The 16522-nt window shown below is 62.2% G+C and carries 16 protein-coding genes and 1 riboswitch; of the genes, 3 read left to right on the forward strand and 13 right to left on the reverse strand.

What is annotated here, in order from left to right; genetic code table 11:
• Window positions 1-41: 41 nt before the first annotated feature.
• The 8 genes from ACYG9Y_RS22920 to ACYG9Y_RS22955 form a co-directional block, all read right to left on the reverse strand.
• Window positions 42-1511 carry a nucleotidyltransferase family protein gene (locus tag ACYG9Y_RS22920; protein ID WP_023738046.1) on the reverse strand — a complete coding sequence of 490 codons (1470 nt, stop codon included), beginning with the start codon at window positions 1509-1511 and terminating at the stop codon, window positions 42-44.
• Window positions 1511-2203: a glycosyltransferase family 2 protein gene (locus ACYG9Y_RS22925; protein WP_245260381.1), complete on the reverse strand. Its 693-nt coding sequence runs from the start codon at window positions 2201-2203 to the stop codon at window positions 1511-1513. The genes ACYG9Y_RS22920 and ACYG9Y_RS22925 overlap by 1 nt, the downstream gene beginning before the upstream one ends.
• Window positions 2188-2940 carry a glycosyltransferase family 2 protein gene (locus tag ACYG9Y_RS22930; RefSeq protein ID WP_023684291.1) on the reverse strand — a complete coding sequence of 251 codons (753 nt, stop codon included), beginning with the start codon at window positions 2938-2940 and terminating at the stop codon, window positions 2188-2190. Before ACYG9Y_RS22930 ends, ACYG9Y_RS22925 begins: the two co-directional genes overlap by 16 nt.
• 33 nt (window positions 2941-2973) lie before the next feature.
• Window positions 2974-3717, reverse strand: a complete 744-nt coding sequence (locus tag ACYG9Y_RS22935; RefSeq protein WP_023738044.1) for a glycosyltransferase family 2 protein — start codon at window positions 3715-3717, stop codon at window positions 2974-2976.
• A complete protein-coding gene (locus ACYG9Y_RS22940; RefSeq protein WP_023738043.1) occupies window positions 3714-4763 on the reverse strand; it encodes a hypothetical protein in 1050 nt (349 codons plus the stop codon). Before ACYG9Y_RS22940 ends, ACYG9Y_RS22935 begins: the two co-directional genes overlap by 4 nt.
• Window positions 4764-4914: 151 nt before the next feature.
• Entirely contained in the window at window positions 4915-5337 is a 423-nt protein-coding gene (locus ACYG9Y_RS22945; protein ID WP_023668882.1) for a PqqD family protein, read from the reverse strand.
• A gap of 162 nt (window positions 5338-5499) precedes the next feature.
• Window positions 5500-6600, reverse strand: a complete 1101-nt coding sequence (locus tag ACYG9Y_RS22950; protein WP_023738042.1) for an FAD-binding oxidoreductase — start codon at window positions 6598-6600, stop codon at window positions 5500-5502.
• Between the two features lie 37 nt (window positions 6601-6637).
• Window positions 6638-7885, reverse strand: a complete 1248-nt coding sequence (locus ACYG9Y_RS22955; protein WP_023738041.1) for an aromatic ring-hydroxylating oxygenase subunit alpha — start codon at window positions 7883-7885, stop codon at window positions 6638-6640.
• Window positions 7886-8002: 117 nt separating this feature from the next.
• Window positions 8003-8204: riboswitch (cobalamin riboswitch) on the reverse strand.
• A gap of 499 nt (window positions 8205-8703) precedes the next feature.
• Between ACYG9Y_RS22955 and ACYG9Y_RS22960 the strand changes: the two genes are divergently transcribed.
• The 3 genes from ACYG9Y_RS22960 (at window position 8704) to ACYG9Y_RS22970 (ending at window position 9485) form a co-directional block, all read left to right on the forward strand.
• The gene (locus ACYG9Y_RS22960; RefSeq protein ID WP_023668885.1) at window positions 8704-8910 is read left to right on the forward strand and encodes a DUF680 domain-containing protein; all 207 of its coding nucleotides are present in this window, start codon (window positions 8704-8706) and stop codon (window positions 8908-8910) included.
• A 66-nt stretch (window positions 8911-8976) separates the two neighbouring features.
• Window positions 8977-9180 carry a DUF680 domain-containing protein gene (locus ACYG9Y_RS22965; protein ID WP_023668886.1) on the forward strand — a complete coding sequence of 68 codons (204 nt, stop codon included), beginning with the start codon at window positions 8977-8979 and terminating at the stop codon, window positions 9178-9180.
• Between the two features lie 71 nt (window positions 9181-9251).
• Window positions 9252-9485 (forward strand): DUF680 domain-containing protein, encoded by a 234-nt coding sequence (locus tag ACYG9Y_RS22970; RefSeq protein WP_023738040.1) that lies wholly within the window; start codon window positions 9252-9254, stop codon window positions 9483-9485.
• Between the two features lie 73 nt (window positions 9486-9558).
• Here the strand turns inward: ACYG9Y_RS22970 and ACYG9Y_RS22975 are convergent, their stop codons facing one another.
• The 5 genes from ACYG9Y_RS22975 to ACYG9Y_RS22995 form a co-directional block, all read right to left on the reverse strand.
• Entirely contained in the window at window positions 9559-10671 is a 1113-nt protein-coding gene (locus ACYG9Y_RS22975) for an ABC transporter ATP-binding protein (RefSeq protein ID WP_023668888.1), read from the reverse strand.
• Between the two features lie 66 nt (window positions 10672-10737).
• Window positions 10738-12402, reverse strand: coding sequence for a beta-galactosidase BglA (gene bglA / locus ACYG9Y_RS22980; protein WP_031242456.1), 1665 nt, complete (start codon window positions 12400-12402; stop codon window positions 10738-10740).
• Window positions 12403-12407: 5 nt separating this feature from the next.
• Window positions 12408-13562, reverse strand: a complete 1155-nt coding sequence (locus ACYG9Y_RS22985) for a carbohydrate ABC transporter permease (protein WP_023738038.1) — start codon at window positions 13560-13562, stop codon at window positions 12408-12410.
• Between the two features lies 1 nt (window position 13563).
• Window positions 13564-14577 (reverse strand): carbohydrate ABC transporter permease, encoded by a 1014-nt coding sequence (locus ACYG9Y_RS22990; protein WP_023668891.1) that lies wholly within the window; start codon window positions 14575-14577, stop codon window positions 13564-13566.
• A gap of 235 nt (window positions 14578-14812) precedes the next feature.
• Window positions 14813-16168: an ABC transporter substrate-binding protein gene (locus tag ACYG9Y_RS22995; protein ID WP_023738037.1), complete on the reverse strand. Its 1356-nt coding sequence runs from the start codon at window positions 16166-16168 to the stop codon at window positions 14813-14815.
• Window positions 16169-16522: the final 354 nt, after the last annotated feature.

Here is a 16522-nt window from a genome sequence, read left to right on the forward strand (position 1 = left end):
GCCACAGTGGTTCAATGTTTCATGGAAACAGCGACCCGCTCTCAGGCGGGTGAAAACCTTGCCGACAGCAATTGGAACGGCAGCGCGCCATAGGCGGCGACTTCGGCCTCATTGTCCCAGTTGCGGAACTGGCGCGATGGCCGTGCCTCGATCACCAGAGGCCGGCCGGTGTCGTCCACCGTTACCTTGCCGCGAAAGCGCAGCACACGTCCGCCGCCGGCGCGGCTGATCACCATGGAACGCAAGCGGGCGACGTGACCGCTGCCGGCATTGATTTCCATCTCGATGCGGCGGCGGACTGGCGGAACGACGATCCTGACGGTGACGTCCAGCATCATCTCTCCAGTCCTGTCCGGACGCGGCAGGGCCTGAGAAAGCGCGAACGGTTCCGGCGTCGCTCTTGCCTTGCGCAATGTCGGCCTGCCGCGCCAGACGGCAGCAGGCGTCGGATGCTGCAGTCGGCCCTTCTTGCGTTTCAGGCGCAACTGCTTGGCAAAGCCGCGCGACAGCCAGACGAGACCGCCGAAATCGGTGCGCGGCTTGGCCTGCAGCACCGAGGACCAGCGCGACAGGCCGGCGTGATCGGCGTTCGCAACCGTCCGTGCCAGTTCAGCCGGCGGCACTGCAATGCCGATTTCCAGGCTGAGGTAGGACAGCGCCACCGCCGCGGCTACGGCCAGGTGGCGCCTGGCGACGATATCGGCGAACACGTCCCAGTCGACCTCGTCGCCCTCGATGGCGACGGCGCAGTCGACCAGCCAGTCGCTGTGGGTGTGGGCATCGAGGCCGCCATGTGCGATGGCGAGCGCCATGCGGTCGGCCGGAGAGGGAACAAGCACGCGGACGCCATTGAAATCGGCTGACAGCGCCCGCTGCCAGATCGCCAGATCATCTTCCGCGCTTTGCTGCGACCCGTCATAAGCGAGCTGGTGCAGGTCGATGTCGCCGAAACTGCCCTTGAAAAAATTCATCGAACGCAAGGACGCCAGCCTGGTGCGCAGATATTGCGGACTGACGCCGGTGGCGATCTGCCAGTCGCGTTCGCTAAGCACATCGAAGGCGGCAATCATGGCCTGCGAGCGCACCAGTATGTCGATGTCATGCGCCACCCGGCCGCGCTGCGCCGACGCGTTGACGGCGATGCGGCTGGCGCCTTTGATAAGCATCACCGCGCAGCCGGCGTCGATCATGGCCTGTAGCGCCGGCTCGGCCTCGCGCGCAGCCAGTCGCGATTTGGTCCACAGCATCTTTTGCAGGCCGACAAGACGTGGATAGGCCGGATGCCCAGCCAGCTTGCGGCCGAACCTGTCGGAGATCGCGGCCAGCAGCCGATGCTCGCGGAAAGCAGCATGGTCGATATCGTTCTCGTCGAGCCAGCGCGCCGCGTAACGCCCTGCCGCTTCTTCATCGGGCAGCAATGCGGCCTTCAGCAGCTGGTCGAGTCCGCCAGTTGGCCATGACCAACCATAGTCCGGAAACCGACGGCCGATACGGCGCATGGCATTGGCCATCAGTCGGCGCTCGCCTTTTTCGCTGCTCGCCTTTGCATGGCCAGCCTTACGACTTCGACATAACCGCGGTCGCGCACGGGGTCGCGTCCATAGGACATGCTGTCGGGCCGGATGCGGCGCAAGGTCAGGACATCGTCGAGCATGGCAAGCGCAAAGCCCGCCTCGCGGGCACGGGCGATCCAGTCGACCATGTCGCCGCGACCGCCTTGCGGGTCGATGATCGGACCGACGGCCTCGGCTACCTCCCGGCGGATCATCATCGTCGTGCGCGACCAGCCCGCCACCGCCACGTCCTGTTGCACATCGGGCTTGTCATCGCGAAACGTCCGCCAGTGGGCAAAGACTCCTGCCGTCGCGGGAAACCGCTCGAAATGCTCCAGCTGCCTTTCGATCTTGGTCGGCAGCCACAGATCGTCCGCATCGAGCGTGGCGACGAAGGGCGTCGCCAGCGCGGCGATGCCCCTGGTGGTGGCGCTGCCTGGTCCGGCATTGTCCTGGCGCAACACCTGCACCGGCATGCCCAGCGCATTGACCACCGCGACCGTATCGTCGGTCGAGCCGTCATCGACGACGATTATGGCGTCGGGCTGGATCGTCTGGGCCGCGACCGATCGCAGCGTCTCGGCGATGGTGGCGGTCGCGTTGAAGGCCGGAATGACGACGCCGTAGCTGGCCATCACAGGAAACGCCAATTCGCAAGTTCCTTGAAATCGAAGATGCCGTCGACAGGGTGCAAGGAGCGGTCGGCCTCGCGCCGTTTCATCGACTTGTAGACGGCGCGCATGAATTCGCGAAAAGGAACATCGGCCTGCCTGGTCATGTTGCCGGGATGGCGCCGGTAATAGAGCGCAACAGTGTCGGGCATCGTGAATTTCGGCCCGCTTTCGAAAGTGCGCAGCAGATAGTCGGTGTCCTCGGCCTGGTGGAAATCCTCGTCGAAGCTGCCGATGCGTTCGACCAACCGCCGGACGAAGATAGCGGGAGACAGGTGAATGCCGCGAACCGTCACCGAGTGGCTGTCGGCTGTCGGCTCCAGCGTATCGTCATCTATGTCGTCGACCAGCGTCATGCGCGAATAGGTGAGCTCGAGGGTGGGGTCTGCGTCGAAACAGGCCAGATCCGCCTTGAAGCGGCCCGGCGGGGAAATGTCGTCGGAATCGAGAAACGATACCAGCCCGGTCTGCGGCAGCAATTGCCGCAAGCCCGCGTTGCGTGCCCGCGTCACCCCGGCATTCTGCTGCTGGAAAAGGCGAATGCACGGCGCCTCCGCGATCAGCGAGCGCACGACCGCCACCGAACTGTCGGTCGAACCGTCATCGATAACGATGATGTCGAGATCGGCGGCATCGCGCTGCCTCAGCAGCGAGCGCAGCGCCGAGCCGACATGGCGTTCGCGGTTGTAGACCGGCATGATCACGCTCAGCTTCACGCACGCATCCCAGGCTGTGATCTGTTCATTGTTTCACCACTCTGCCGGGCGCTTGATCTCGAAAAGCCCCTCGACCGGGCGCCGCGACGGATCGGCCTTGCGCCGCCGCAAGGATTTCTGAATTACACGTAGGTATTCGCGCACCGCCACATCCCTTTGCTTGGTCAAATTGCCGGGGTGGCGCCGGTAGTATACCGCGACGGTGTCGGGAAAAATGTGCTTCGGGCTGGTTTCGAAAATGCGCAGAAGATAGTCGGCGTCTTCCCCCTGCCGGAACTCCTCGTCGAAAGCACCAGCACGGTCGATGAGTGCCCTGCGGAATACCCCGGCGCTAAGGCTGACGCCGCGCACGGTGGGACCTGCGCCGCCCGGTGCCGGCTGCAGGGCTTCGTCGTCCATGAGATCGACGCGCGTCATCAGCGAGTAGGTCAGCTCGAGCGCAGGGTCGGCCGCGAACAGGGGTAGGTCAGCCTTGAATCGTCCAGCCGGCGAGACGTCGTCCGAATCCAGGAACGACACCAGTTCGGTTTGCGGCAGCAACTGCTTCAGCCCTGTGTTGCGCGCGTTGGCCACGCCCTGGTTGGCCTGCTGGAACAGGCGGATGCACGACGCTTCCCGCATGATGGCGCGGACGGCTTCAACGGAGCTGTCCGTCGAGCCGTCGTCGACAACGATGATATCGAGATCGGCATCGTCGCGTTGCCTGAGCAGGGACCGCAACGTCGAAACGACATAGATCTCCCGATTGTAGACCGGCACGATGACGCTCAACTTCATGCAGCGCCCCGAAGGACGAAATCCGCAATCGTGCTGGCGATCTCGCGCGGCTCGGTCCCCAGCAACAGCCGGTAGCATGGCAGATCGCGGGTAAGCTCGCCGAAAAAGCGAAAGCCCGCTTCCCGCTCGCCCGGCATCTGCACGATTCCTGACGGCGCCAAGGCGATCATGGCATCCTTGCGCGATATGGGCATGACCGAGCTTCTCGCACCTCCCCTGATATGGGGCACTATTAAAGCAATAATGTCCAGACTTGCAGGAGTTGGTCGAGGCGCGATCTCGTCGATGTGAAAGGCATGCTTGCCTTGCCAGTTCAGCGGTTGGTACGACTTTAGCCGCTCCTCCAGCTTCAGCCGCTTGAAGCCCTCCGGATCCTGCTTGAGCGTGGCAAACAGCGGATAGGCCGTCACCCCCCCGGTCCGGTCGATCAGCACATAGTCGTCGCCGACGCTATCGAGCCCATTGAGCAGGCCGGCGACGACCGTTCCCGATTTTCCGGCTCCCCCGGAGCCCGCCAGCAACACGCCCTTGCCATCGATGCCCAGCGTGCCGGCATGGGTAAGCCGCATGCCGCGCGCCGCATATTCCCAATGCAGGAAGGCGCGCAGCGGCGCCGCCTGTTCCCATGGCGGAAAGGCCTCGGCCGCCATCATCAGCTGCGCCCCGACATGGCGTTGCGGATCATGGAACTGCCAGAAATCGAGGTCATGATAGTAGCTGCCGCGCAATCCGGCCTCTTCCAGCCGGTTGGCAAAGGCATGATGGTTGTAATCGCCTCGGCCCCAGGTGGCCGGGGCGGGGACGCCATCGATGCCCCGGTGGGCGACGAAAATGCGGCAGCCGTCAGATGCAGACGGATTGCCCGGAGCCGGTATGAAGGCATGGCCGATGGTATCTGCCAGCGTGCCATGGTCGAGATGGACACTCAGGTCCAGCCCCGGCAACCGCACGCTGGCGGTAACGGGATAGAATGCGGCGGCGCTTTCCGCGGCCGCCAGCACATGGCGGGCATAATCCGGCAGGGTTTGCAGCGTGATCAAAGGCATGTGTTGGTTGTTCAGCGTCCAGAATTGCGCCGGGTCGCCTGATGCATGTCGCTCGGGGTGGCCCCGGTTTTGAGACGACGACATGCATAAAATCAAAGATCTAAGCGCGTCGCCTGAGTCCGTTCAAACGCGACGCGCTTTAGGGAAACGATTATGCCTGTTTCACCGCCGGCCAGCCGAGAGGTTCCTCGACCTCATGGATCGGGTCGACAATGATGAGATCGGCAAGGTCGTCATGGACATCGACCTTGAGCGGCTCATTGCTGGCAGCAAGCGCAGCCGACAGCTCGCCCGAAAGCGGTTGTGCCGGTGTTTCGGCTGGCGCAAGCAACCCGAAATCGAGCAGTCGGGCAACGAAGCTTTCGAGGTCGGCTAGGCTTATTTTTGCGGCGCCCGCGGCAGCTCCGACCAGCGCTTCAGTGGCGACGCCGGACGACAAAGCCTGCCAGACCCGGCTGCCGGAATCGGAAAAGCCAAAATACTTACCGTTCGAAAGATCGAGAACGACGGCTTCGCCATCGAATGATTCGAAAACGATGTCCTTGCTTGCGACCGCGTAGACCCGCTGTTGCATCGCTCTGTCCCCCGTTCCATGCGCCCATGAAGGGATGCGCCGGTTTCACGGTCTGCCCAGCCCTTCCTAAGTGCGTCTAAATCACTCGGCCTATGCTTGGCAAGACAAAGACCCGCGAACACAACGCCTGCGTCGGCGACCGTTGCGGCGAAGTCGACCGGCTCAAGCCTCGATTTCGAGCGCCGACAACGGTTTCGAGCAGCAGGCAAGGATGAAGCCGTCATCGATCTCGTGGTCGAGGATGCCGCCATTGTGGCTCATCTCGACTTCGCCGGAGACCTTCTTCACCTTGCAGGTGCCGCACAGGCCGAACTCGCAGGCGGCGGGAATCCGCACGCCCGAGCTGCGCGCGGTCTGCAGCACGGTCTGGCCGGCGACGCAGCCGGCATCGACCTCCGAAAGCGAGAAGCGGATCGGCGTCACGGCTTCGACAGGTGCAGCGATGCCGTCCTCGACCGGGGAGGCAAACGGCGCCGGAATTTCCTCCACCACAGGCGCGGCAAAGCTCTCCTGATGGTATTTCGTCATGTCGAAGCCGGCGGCATCCAGCATGCCGCGCACGGCGCGCATGAACGGATCGGGGCCGCAGCAGAAGATTTCGCGCTCGCGGAAATCCGGAGCCAGCAGGGGCAGCCGGATCGCGTCGATGCGCCCCATATGACCGTACCAGCCCTCGCGGCTGGAACGTTCCTCGATCATGAAGCCGAGCGACAGGCCGGGCATATGGCCGCCGAGCAGTTCGAGTTCCTTGCGGAAGATGATCTCTTCGGCACGCCGCGCGCAGTTGACGAAACCGACATCGGTCCATGGCGCGCAGTCGTTCAGCCAGCGCAGCATCGACATCATCGGCGTCACGCCGGAGCCGGCCGAAATGAACAGGTATTTGGCCGCCGGGTGGCTGTGCAACGAGAAGTCGCCCGCCGGTCCATAGGCCTTGACGTGCGAGCCGGGTGCCAGATGGTCGAACATCCAGCGCGTGCCGATGCTGCCGGCCTGCGCCTTGATCGTCACCGCGATCGAAAACGGCCGCGATGGCGACGACGACAGCGTGTAGGTGCGCATCAGCGGCCCGTCCGGTGTCGGCAGTTCCAGCGTCAGGAACTGGCCCGGCTTGTAGCGGAACCAGGTCTGGTTGTCGGAGCGGAAGGTGAAGGTCTTGACGTCGGGCGCCTCGTCGCTGACGCCGATCACTTCCAGCACCTGCAGCCTATCGTTCCACGGCGCCATCTGGTCGAGATGGCGATAGAGCCCAAGATCCGTCATCGCATTCATCCTCTGGTCCCTCTTCGCCTGCTCCAGCTCACGCGACGCTGCGCAGCGCCGGCCGGCCGCCTTCGGCAAGGCGCGGGCCGATGAAGGCCGCGTACCATTCGACGAACTGGATCACGCCGCCCTCGTGCAGCTCCGAATAGGGGCCGGGCTCATAGGCCGGAGACAGGATGCCAAAGGCGTTTTCCTCGACGATGCGGCGGTCCTGGTCGTTGGTCTCCGTCCAGACATGGGTGAGCTCCTCAAGGTTGTAGTCGACCCCCTCGACCGCATCCTTGTGCACCAGCCACTTGGTCGTCACCGCGGTTTCGGTGGCGCTGATCGGCAGCACCCGGAAGGTGACCGCATGGTCGATCAGTATGTGGTTCCAGGTCGCCGGATAGTGGTAATGCATCAAGGTGCCGATGCGGTCGGCGGCAACAGTGTCGGACAGGTTCTTCGTCACCGCGCGCTTTCCGGACATCGTGTAGCTGACGGCATCGCGCAGCAGCGGCGCGCGGGTGGCGCGGTATTGCCCGGCCGGATCGATGCGGAACTTGCTCGGCAGGCCCGCCGCCTCGCATTTCGCCCAGTGCGCCAGCATCTCCGGATCGCTGTCGGCGCCCTGCACGCCGGTCACCGTCGGCGCTTCGGGGAATGTCTTGCACAGCTCCGGATGATTGCCGGCGCAGTGATAGCATTCGCGGTTGTTTTCCCAGACCAGCTTCCAGTTGCCCTTCTCGATGATGGTGCTCTCGAAGGCGACCTTGGCTTCATTCAGCCGGTGCGGCTTGAGGTAGGGCTCTATCATGGCGCGCATCGGCGCAAAGTCGGCAGGTTCTTTCGCCAGGCAGATGAAGATGTAGCCGCCGACGCTCTCGCAGGCGACGGGCTTCAGGCCGAACTGGCTCTTGTCGAAACCGTCGGCCATCTGGCGGGCAAACAGCAGCCGGCCGTCAAGCTCGTAGGTCCACTGGTGATAGGGGCAGACAAGCTTTGCCGCCATGCCCTTCTCAGTGTTGCAGACACGGCTGCCGCGATGGCGGCAGGAATTGTGAAAGGCGTTGATGTTGCCCTTCTGGTCGCGGACCAGCACCACCGGATAATCGCCGATCTGCACGGTGATATAGCTGCCGGGCTTCGGCAGTTCGCAATCATGGCCGATGAACAGCCAGTCGCGATACCAGATGAGCTCCATGTCGAGCTTGAAATAGTCCGGGTCGGTGTAGAAGGGCTGTTCCAGCGAAAAGCCTTGCTTGCGGCCGTTCAGGAGCCTCAGCATGTCGTTGCGCGTATCCATAGTTCTGTCCTCGTGGTTTAAGGACTGAACTTGGTGGTGATGGAGGAAGGATCGGACTCAGGCCGGCGCGGCGCCGGACATGCACTATCCACCTCTTGACCGCCCACCGCGATCAGTCGAGTCTATGCATCTCGGGCTGGTTTCCGGGCTCTGGAGTTGTCCTTGCGGACCATCGCGACACCTTCCCAGGCTCTTGCCCAGTGGTCTCCCGTTGCGACTTCAACTCCACCACCGTTGCGGGGGCAGCGCCGGATTCTGACCGGCTTCCCAATTCTCCGCTGCGTCGTCACGAAGCGGCACCTGAGATGCGATCATCTAATCACGGCAGCGATCGCGACGTCGGCATGAAAGCGACATCATATCCATGCGGCGCGACACGCGCGGCATACGCCCCGCCGACCACCGAAGGGCTGAGATCCTGTCTTGCGGCGCTATCATCGCCGTTTCGAATCGCTGCGGATCCAGTTCCGATCGGGGGCAAAAAGGGCTCAACGGTATCGAAAAGTTACTATTAGCAATCTCTAATCGAACCGAACGGTTCGTTTCTGTTGACAATGCGTGCAGGACGGTGTGAACGACGGCCCGGAAACCGACGCCGGAGCGAACCACTCGGTTCGACATAAGCAACTGAAAACAATACGATAAATGACCATAGAAGAACTTCCTGGCACAATTTCAAGGTGCAGGACCGTGGTCCACACGGAACAACTTCGTGATTGGAAACCAGCCTATGGCTTTCCCACATCGGGGCTGTCCGAACGACGCGAATTCCTCCCAAGACACGCCGCTAGACGGACAGACAAACTGGAGTCCTAAAAATGAAAAAGATCATCCTCACTGCCGCAGCCGTTTTGGCGATCACCGGCAGCGCCTTCGCCGGTAGCGACAATTACGGTTCCAATGGTGCGAACCAGCCAGCCGTCTCGGTCGACAGCTCGTATACGGCTTCCATTCAGAAGCCGGCGCACGCTGACAAGCAGCCTGTCGTTCAGGGCGCCGACCGCGACCTCTACGGCAATCGCTGATCCCGACCAAAGAAGGGCGGCTAACCCGTCGCTCTCGGGATCCCAAAAAATTCAGGAGTATTTGAAATGAAAAAGATCATCCTTGCTGCCGCCGCCGTTTTGGCCATCTCCGGCAGCGCTTTCGCCGGTAGCGACAACTACGGTTCGAACGGCGCCAACCAGCCTGCGATTACGTCGACCGATAGTGGCCATACGGCTTCGGTTGAGAAGTCGGCTCCAGCCGAGCAGGCGCCTGCCCACGGTGCCGACCGTAACCTTTTCGGCCGCTAAAAGCCGGTTTCCAGCACGTGGCGGGCTTATCCGCTGCAGCTGGCGGCATCAGAAAAATTCAGGAGACTAAAATGAAGAAGATCGTTCTTGCCACCGCAGCCGTTCTGGCTGTTTCGAGCGCTGTCTTTGCCGGCAGCGACAATTATGGCTCCAATGGCGCCAACCAGCCGGCCGCTGCCGTCGACACCACCCGCACTTCGTCGACCGGCACCAACTCGGCGGTCTACAAGCTGCTGAACTCGTCGAACGACCAACAGAAGTTCGTTCCTCAGAGCAGCGACAGGGATCGGTTCGGCAACAACTAACAGCCGAAGCTTAAAAAAAGAGCGGCGGGCCTGGCCCGCCGCTCTTTTTTCATGCCTGTACGACGCAGCTATCTCAAGCCGCCTTCACTTCCACCGGCTTGAGCGAGAAGGAGTGCCCATCGGCGTCGAAGATGTGCAGGTCCCCGGCATCCGCGGTCAGTCGCAGCTTTGCCCCGCGCTTGACCTCGACATTGCCGGGCAGCTTGGTCACCAACGGCAGGTCGGCGCGGCCGATATCGACATAGACAAGCTGCACCTCGCCGAGTTGCTCGACATAGTCCACCACGCCCTCGAAAAGATATTCCGCGCCGGTGGCGGCCGACAGATCCTCCGGCCGCACGCCGAAGCTGACTGCCGCACCCTTTGCTGACGCCGGCGTTGCGATCGGCACCGTTGCCTTGCGGCCGCCGACATGGCTGACGATTGTCGGGTTGCCCGTCCTGTCGATTGTCGCCGGCAGGATGTTCATGGCCGGCGAGCCGATGAACTGGGCAACGAACAGATTGCCGGGCTTCTTGTAGAGGTCCATCGGCGTGCCGACCTGCTCGATATGGCCGTCCTTCAGCACGACGATGCGGTCGGCGAGCGTCATCGCTTCGACCTGATCGTGGGTGACGTAGATCATGGTCGTGGCAGGCATCGATTCCTTGAGCTTGGCGATCTCGATGCGGGTCGCGACGCGCAGCGCCGCGTCGAGATTCGACAGCGGCTCGTCGAACAGGAACACTTTCGGATTGCGCACGATGGCGCGACCGATGGCGACACGCTGGCGCTGGCCGCCCGACATCGCCTTGGGCAGGCGGTCGAGATATTTGGTCAGCTGCAGGATTTCGGCGGCCTGCCGCACCCGCTTGTCGATCTCGGCCTTGCTTTCCTTGCCGATCTTCATCGAGAAGGCCATGTTGTCGTAGACGGTCATGTGCGGATAGAGCGCATAGGACTGGAACACCATGGCAATGCCGCGCTTGGAAGGCGGCACGTCGTTCACCACCTCGCCGGCGATCTTCAGCTCGCCGGAGGTGATCTCCTCAAGCCCGGCGATGGACCGCAGCAAGGTCGACTTGCCGCAACCCGACGGGCCGACGAAGACGATGAACTCGCCCGACTTTATGTCGAGGTCGATGCCGTGGAGAATGTGCAGATTGCCGTATGATTTCTTCACCTGTCTCAGCGTGACATCGGCCATAATTTCCTCCCAGTGATTTCCCTAGAGAACCTGGATTTCCTCAAAAAATCCAGTTTCGTCAAAAACTCAGTCGATGCGCCCGAACCAGGCGCCGTAGCCGCCGAGGCGGATGGAACCTGTGCCGGATTGTCCCGAAAAACCGTGCCCGGCCAATGGCAGCAGCGCCTGACCACCGAGATCGACCTCGGCCGGCTTGCTGGCCAGATTGAAGACGCAGACGATCTGCTCATTGCCCTCACGGCGGGTGAAGGCGACGGTGTCGCCCTCGCTTTCGATGAACTCGATGTCGCCTTTGGCCAGGGCCGGATGCTGGCGGCGGAAACCGAGAAAGCGCCGGTAGTGCTCGAGCAGCGAGGCCGCGTCGCCCTGCTGAACATTGACCGCTTGCGACAAGTGCTTGCCCGGCACCGGCAGCCAGGGCTTGGCCGTCGAAAAGCCGGCATTGCTGGCGGTTGCATCCCACACCATCGGCGTGCGGCAGCCGTCGCGGCCCTTGAATTCGGGCCAGAAGCGAATGCCGTAGGGGTCCTGCAGATCCTCGAACTGCAACTCGGCTTCGCCCAGCCCAAGCTCCTCTCCCTGATAGAGGCAGACCGAACCGCGCAGCGACATCAGCAGCGCCGAGATAACCTTCAGATAGGCGGCCGGGTCGGCCTCGTCGGCGGCCCAGCGCGAGGCCGGACGCATCACGTCGTGGTTGGAAAAGGCCCAGCACGACCAGCCGTCGCTGGCGACCTTGCCGAAGGCTTCCAGCACCTGGCGCACCTTGGCGGCGCTGATCTTTTCCGGCGCCAGGAAATCGAAGGAATAGCACATGTGGACGCGTTTGCCGCCGGCGGTGTAGGCGGCGACCACTTCCAGCCCACGCTGCGAATCGCCGACTTCGCCGACTGCGGCGGCCGCCGGATATTCGTCGAGCAGCGCCCGGAACCGTTCGAGGAAGGCAAGGTTTTCCGGCCGGCTCTTGTCGTAGATATGGTCCTGGTAGTTGTAGGGATTGACCGCAGGTGCTGTCTGGTCGTTGCGCTCTTCGGGCGGCAGCGGCGGATTGTTCTCCAGCCCCTGGCTGTGGAAGTAGAAATTGATGGTGTCGAGGCGGAAGCCGTCGACGCCGCGCTCCAGCCAGAAGCGGGTGACGTCGAGCAGCGCGTCCTGGACTTCCAGATTGTGGAAGTTGAGGTCCGGCTGCTCGGACAGGAAATTATGCAGATAATATTGCTGGCGGCTGGTGTCCCACTGCCAGGCCGAGCCGCCGAAGATCGACAGCCAGTTGTTGGGCGGCGTGCCGTCCGGCCTGGCGTCGGCCCAGACATACCAGTCGGCCTTGGGATTGCTACGGCTGCCGCGGCTCTCCTTGAACCATGGATGGTTGTCGGCGGTGTGCGACAGCACCTCGTCGATCATCACCTTGAGGCCGAGGTGATGGGCTTCCGCCACCAGCGCGTCGAAATCGGCGAGCGTCCCGAACATCGGGTCGACGTCGCAATAGTCCGAGACGTCGTAGCCGAAATCCTTCATCGGCGACTTGAAGAAGGGCGAAATCCAGATGGCGTCGACGCCGAGCGAGGCGATGTAGGGCAGCCTGCGGATGATGCCCTTGAGGTCGCCGATGCCGTCGCCATTGGAGTCCTGATAGGAGCGCGGATAGATCTGGTAGATCACCGCGCCCCGCCACCAGTCGCGATCGACGGCGAGATCGGGCTTCGAGGTCGCCTTCAAAGCGGCTTGCATAAGTCTCAACCTCCTTTGACCGAGCCGGCCAGCAGCCCGCGGACGAAATAGCGCTGCAGCGAGAAGAACACGATCAGCGGCACGATAATGGTGACGAAGGCCGATGTCGTCAGGATTTCCCAGTCGCCGCCGCGCGAGCCGAGCAGCGCGTTGAGCTTCGCGGTCAGCACGATCTGGTCCCCTTCGGTACCGAGGAAAACCATTGCCACCAACAAATCGTTCCACACCCACAGGAACTGGAAGATTGCAAAGGACGCCAGCACCGGGAAGGACAGCGGCAGCACGATCTTGACGAAGATTTCGAAATCGCTGGCGCCATCTATGCGCGCCGATTCCATGATCTCGCGCGGCAGGCCGGCAATATAGCTGCGCAGGAGATAGATGGCGAAGGGCAGGCCGAAGCCGGTATGCGCCAGCCAGATGCCGAGATAGGTTTTCGACGGCACACCGAAGAAGATGCCGACGCCGTTGTAGATCTTCAAAAGCGGGATCAAGGACATCTGCAGCGGCACGACCAGCAGGCCGATGATTGTGGCGATCAGCAAGGCGCGGCCGGGAAAACGCATCCACGCCAATGCATAGGCGGCGAAGGCGGCGATCAGGATCGGGATGACCGTCGCCGGGATGGTGACGGTCAGCGAGTTTATGAACGAGCGGCCGATGCCCTCCGAAAACAGCACGGTCTTGTAATTGTCGGTGGTGAATTTCGGTGGCGCCGACGAGGCGTAATAGACGCGCTGGCCACGGTCGCCTTCGAAAGCCTTGGGCGAACTCATGACGAACGTTCCGTCGGCATTGAGCTGCAAGGTCACGCCGTCGCCGAGATCGGCAGTGGTGCCGGCCGGATATTGCGTCGGTGCCGCCGACTTGACGCCGAAGGCGCTGATGTTGCGCGCAGCACCGTCGCCGAAGATATTGCCGGCAAGCACGAACTTGCCGTCCTTCTCGACCTGCGCCGAGGCCGGGGGCATGCGGCCGGCTTCAGTCTGGCTGGAGCTGGAGAACGAGTTCCACCAGCCCGAGGCGATGATCTGGTCCTTGTCGCGCAGCGACGAGACCAGGATGCCGAGCGTCGGCACGGTCCAGACGGCGACGAAGACAAGCACGGCGATGTGGACGCCGAAGCGGCTGGCAAAGGACTTTCCGGTCGCGACGGCCATCTCAATGTCCTCCCGTCTCTTTGTTCGCCTGGCGGATGTTCCAGACCATGATCGGGATGACCGCGATCATGATGATGATGGCGATGGTGGCGCCGCGGCCGAAATCGCCGCCGCCGCGGAACATCCAGTCGAACATCAGATTGGCCAGCACCTGGCTGTTCCACTGGCCATTGGTCATGGTCAGCACGATGTCGAACACTTTCAGCACCAGGATGGTGATCGTCGTCCAGACCACGGCGATGGTGCCCCAGATCTGCGGCACCATGATCTTCCAGAAGATCTGGAACGGATTGGCGCCGTCGATGACCGCGGCTTCAAGCGTCTCTTCGGGGATGCCGCGCAACGCCGAAGACAGGATGACCATGGCAAAGCCGGTCTGGATCCAGATCAGGATGATCATCAGGAAGAAATTGTTCCAGAACGGCAGCGATATCCAGACCTGCGGCTGACCGCCGAAATACTGGATGATGGCGTTGAGCAGACCGATCTGCGTCTGGCCCTCGCCGCGATATTCGTAGATGAATTTCCAGATCACGCTGGCGCCGACGAAGGAGATCGCCAGCGGCAGGAAAATCAGGCTCTTGGCGATCGTGCCCCACCAGATCTTGTCAGTGAGCACGGCGATTATCAGCCCTAGAAAGGTGCAGGCGGCGGGCACCACCGCGAGCCAGATGATGTTATTCAGGATCGAGTTGCGGAACTCGCGGTCGCCGAACGCCCATTCATAGTTGGCGAAGCCGACAAAATGCTGGCCGCCGCGGTCGAGGAAGGACAGCCAGAGCGTCGCCACCACCGGATAGATCAGGTAGACGGTGAGGATGATCATCGCCGGGCCGACGAACAGCCACGGACGGACCAGTCCTTGCCGGCGCAGATTGTCGATGGCCGCAGCCCCGGCCACGCCGCGCGACGGGAATATCAGGTCGACCAGCTTGTTGGCGCCCCAGAAATAGGCGACGCAGCCGCCGACGCCGATGATGATGACAAAAATGGCCGATAAGATCTGAGCAGCCATGGGTCCCTCTTCCCTGCGCATGATCGGCCGGGCCTTGAACAGCCCTGGCGATGTGGCTCTGCGCCGATTTAAGTTATTCTGAAACGAACGAACGCAAATCGGTCCGGCGTAAGGCGCCGGTCGGATCCGGGCCATAGCGGCCCGGATCCAGTCTGTGGAGGAAGTCCTGAATTTGCCGCCAAAGCGGCTGAACACTTGGCAGTGGTTACTTGCCAGCTGACTGCTTGCCAGCTGACTACTTGATAGAGTCCCAGCTCTTCTGGATGTCGGTGGCGACATCCTGCGCCGACTTGCCGCCGACCAGATCGATCATGCCGGTCCAGAAGGCGCCGGCGCCGATCTTGCCCGGCATCAGGTCCGAACCGTCGAAGCGGAAGGTCGAGGCATTGGCGAGGATATCGCCCTGCTTCTTCAGCGCGTCGCTGGCATAGGCATCCTTGTTGACCGACTTGAGCGGCGTGACGAAGCCGCCCTGGGCCATCCAGATTTCATGTGCCAGCGGCATTTTCAGGAATTCGATGAACGCGCGTGCACCCTTCGAATCCTTGGTGATCATGGCCAGCGTGCCGGCGCCGAGCACAGGCGTGCCCAGCTCGGGCTTGGATGCATAGGGCGGGAAGTAGAAGAAGTCGGCGTCCTGTCCAACCTTTGTGCCTTCCGGGAAGAAGGTCGGGATGAACGATGCCTGATGGTGCAGGTAGCATTTCGGCGGCACCGAGAAGAGGCCCTTCGGGCTGTCGCGGAAGTCGGTCGCGGCAACCGCCTTGGCCCCACCGTCGACCATCTTGTCGTCGGTCGCGATCTTGCCGAAAATGTCGATGGCGTTGACCACCGCCGGATCGTTGAACGGGATCTCGTTCTTTACCCACTTGTCATACACGTCGGGCGCCTGGGTGCGCAGCATGATGTCTTCGACCCAGTCGGTCGCCGGCCAGCCGGTAGCGCCGCCTGAGCCGAGGCCGATGCACCACGGCGTGCCGCCGTCGGCGATGATCTTCTTCTCGAGGTCGGCGAGCTCTTCCTGGGTCTTGGGAACCTTGTAGCCGGCTTCCTCGAAATTGTCGGGCGAATACCAGACCAGCGATTTCACGTCGGCCTTGTAGGGGAAGGCGAAGAAGCCCGGCTTGCCGTCCTTGTCCTTGAAGGTGCCGAGATCGACCCATGACTGGCCGGCGCCGTAATTGTCCTTGATCCATTTGGCGGTGTCGTCGCCCAGCGGCGTCAAAAGGCCCTTGGACGCCAGATCCTGGATCAGGCCCGGCTGCGGCAGTACGGCGATATTGGGCGGGCTGCCGGCCTGGGTATCGATGACGATCTGCTGTTCGTAATTTTCCGACGAGGAGTACTTGATCTCGGCGCCGGTGGCTTCCTGAAAATATTCGAGAACAGTGCGGATGAGGCCTTCGTCCTCGCCGCGCCAGGGCCCGAAGATGGTCAGCGTCTCGCCCTTGAGATCGACCTTCTTCAGCTCTTCGTAATTGGCCCAGTTGAAGCGCTTGTCTTCCCCGGGCTTGAACTTCAGTTCGGCTTGCGCCGGCAGGGACAAGGCGAGCGTGGCAAACGCTGCGCCAAGCAGAAGCATCTTCTTCATCGGTATTCCTCCCAGTGTGGACACATACACCCGGACGGAACCTCCATTCCGCCCGCCGACGCTGCAGGACTGTGACTCGTTCAGAAAGGAACCGCAACCTTTCGAAGAGTCTTCCAAAGCGCTTTGGTCTTTTTGATCTCGCCATTGAATCGGCTGGAAGTCAAGAGGGCGGTGGGCTAATCGATTTAATTTCGAGCTGGAAGACTTGGTAAAGTGCACTGCAGCATAGTTTTACGGCGGTGCAGCAGCGTATTAAGCTTCAAACTGGCCGGACCAGTGCGTATGGTCGACCAGCTTGGCCGCGCCCGTTGTGGCGCCGCGTGGCTTCAAAATTAAAAGCGCTTTGAGGCTTGG

It is taken from the genome of Mesorhizobium sp. W050 (assembly GCF_054719535.1).

Bases quoted from the DNA above. Each gene is read 5' to 3' on its own strand.
- ACYG9Y_RS22920 (WP_023738046.1), bottom strand. From the start codon at position 1,511: ATGGCCAATGCCATGCGCCGTATCGGCCGTCGGTTTCCGGACTATGGT.
- ACYG9Y_RS22935 (WP_023738044.1), bottom strand. From the start codon at position 3,717: ATGAAGTTGAGCGTCATCGTGCCGGTCTACAATCGGGAGATCTATGTC.
- ACYG9Y_RS22940 (WP_023738043.1), bottom strand. From the start codon at position 4,763: ATGCCTTTGATCACGCTGCAAACCCTGCCGGATTATGCCCGCCATGTG.
- ACYG9Y_RS22945 (WP_023668882.1), bottom strand. From the start codon at position 5,337: ATGCAACAGCGGGTCTACGCGGTCGCAAGCAAGGACATCGTTTTCGAA.
- ACYG9Y_RS22950 (WP_023738042.1), bottom strand. From the start codon at position 6,600: ATGACGGATCTTGGGCTCTATCGCCATCTCGACCAGATGGCGCCGTGG.
- ACYG9Y_RS22955 (WP_023738041.1), bottom strand. From the start codon at position 7,885: ATGGATACGCGCAACGACATGCTGAGGCTCCTGAACGGCCGCAAGCAA.
- ACYG9Y_RS22960 (WP_023668885.1), top strand. From the start codon at position 8,704: ATGAAAAAGATCATCCTCACTGCCGCAGCCGTTTTGGCGATCACCGGC.
- ACYG9Y_RS22965 (WP_023668886.1), top strand. From the start codon at position 8,977: ATGAAAAAGATCATCCTTGCTGCCGCCGCCGTTTTGGCCATCTCCGGC.
- ACYG9Y_RS22970 (WP_023738040.1), top strand. From the start codon at position 9,252: ATGAAGAAGATCGTTCTTGCCACCGCAGCCGTTCTGGCTGTTTCGAGC.
- ACYG9Y_RS22975 (WP_023668888.1), bottom strand. From the start codon at position 10,671: ATGGCCGATGTCACGCTGAGACAGGTGAAGAAATCATACGGCAATCTG.
- bglA (WP_031242456.1), bottom strand. From the start codon at position 12,402: ATGCAAGCCGCTTTGAAGGCGACCTCGAAGCCCGATCTCGCCGTCGAT.
- ACYG9Y_RS22985 (WP_023738038.1), bottom strand. From the start codon at position 13,562: ATGGCCGTCGCGACCGGAAAGTCCTTTGCCAGCCGCTTCGGCGTCCAC.
- ACYG9Y_RS22990 (WP_023668891.1), bottom strand. From the start codon at position 14,577: ATGGCTGCTCAGATCTTATCGGCCATTTTTGTCATCATCATCGGCGTC.
- ACYG9Y_RS22995 (WP_023738037.1), bottom strand. From the start codon at position 16,168: ATGAAGAAGATGCTTCTGCTTGGCGCAGCGTTTGCCACGCTCGCCTTG.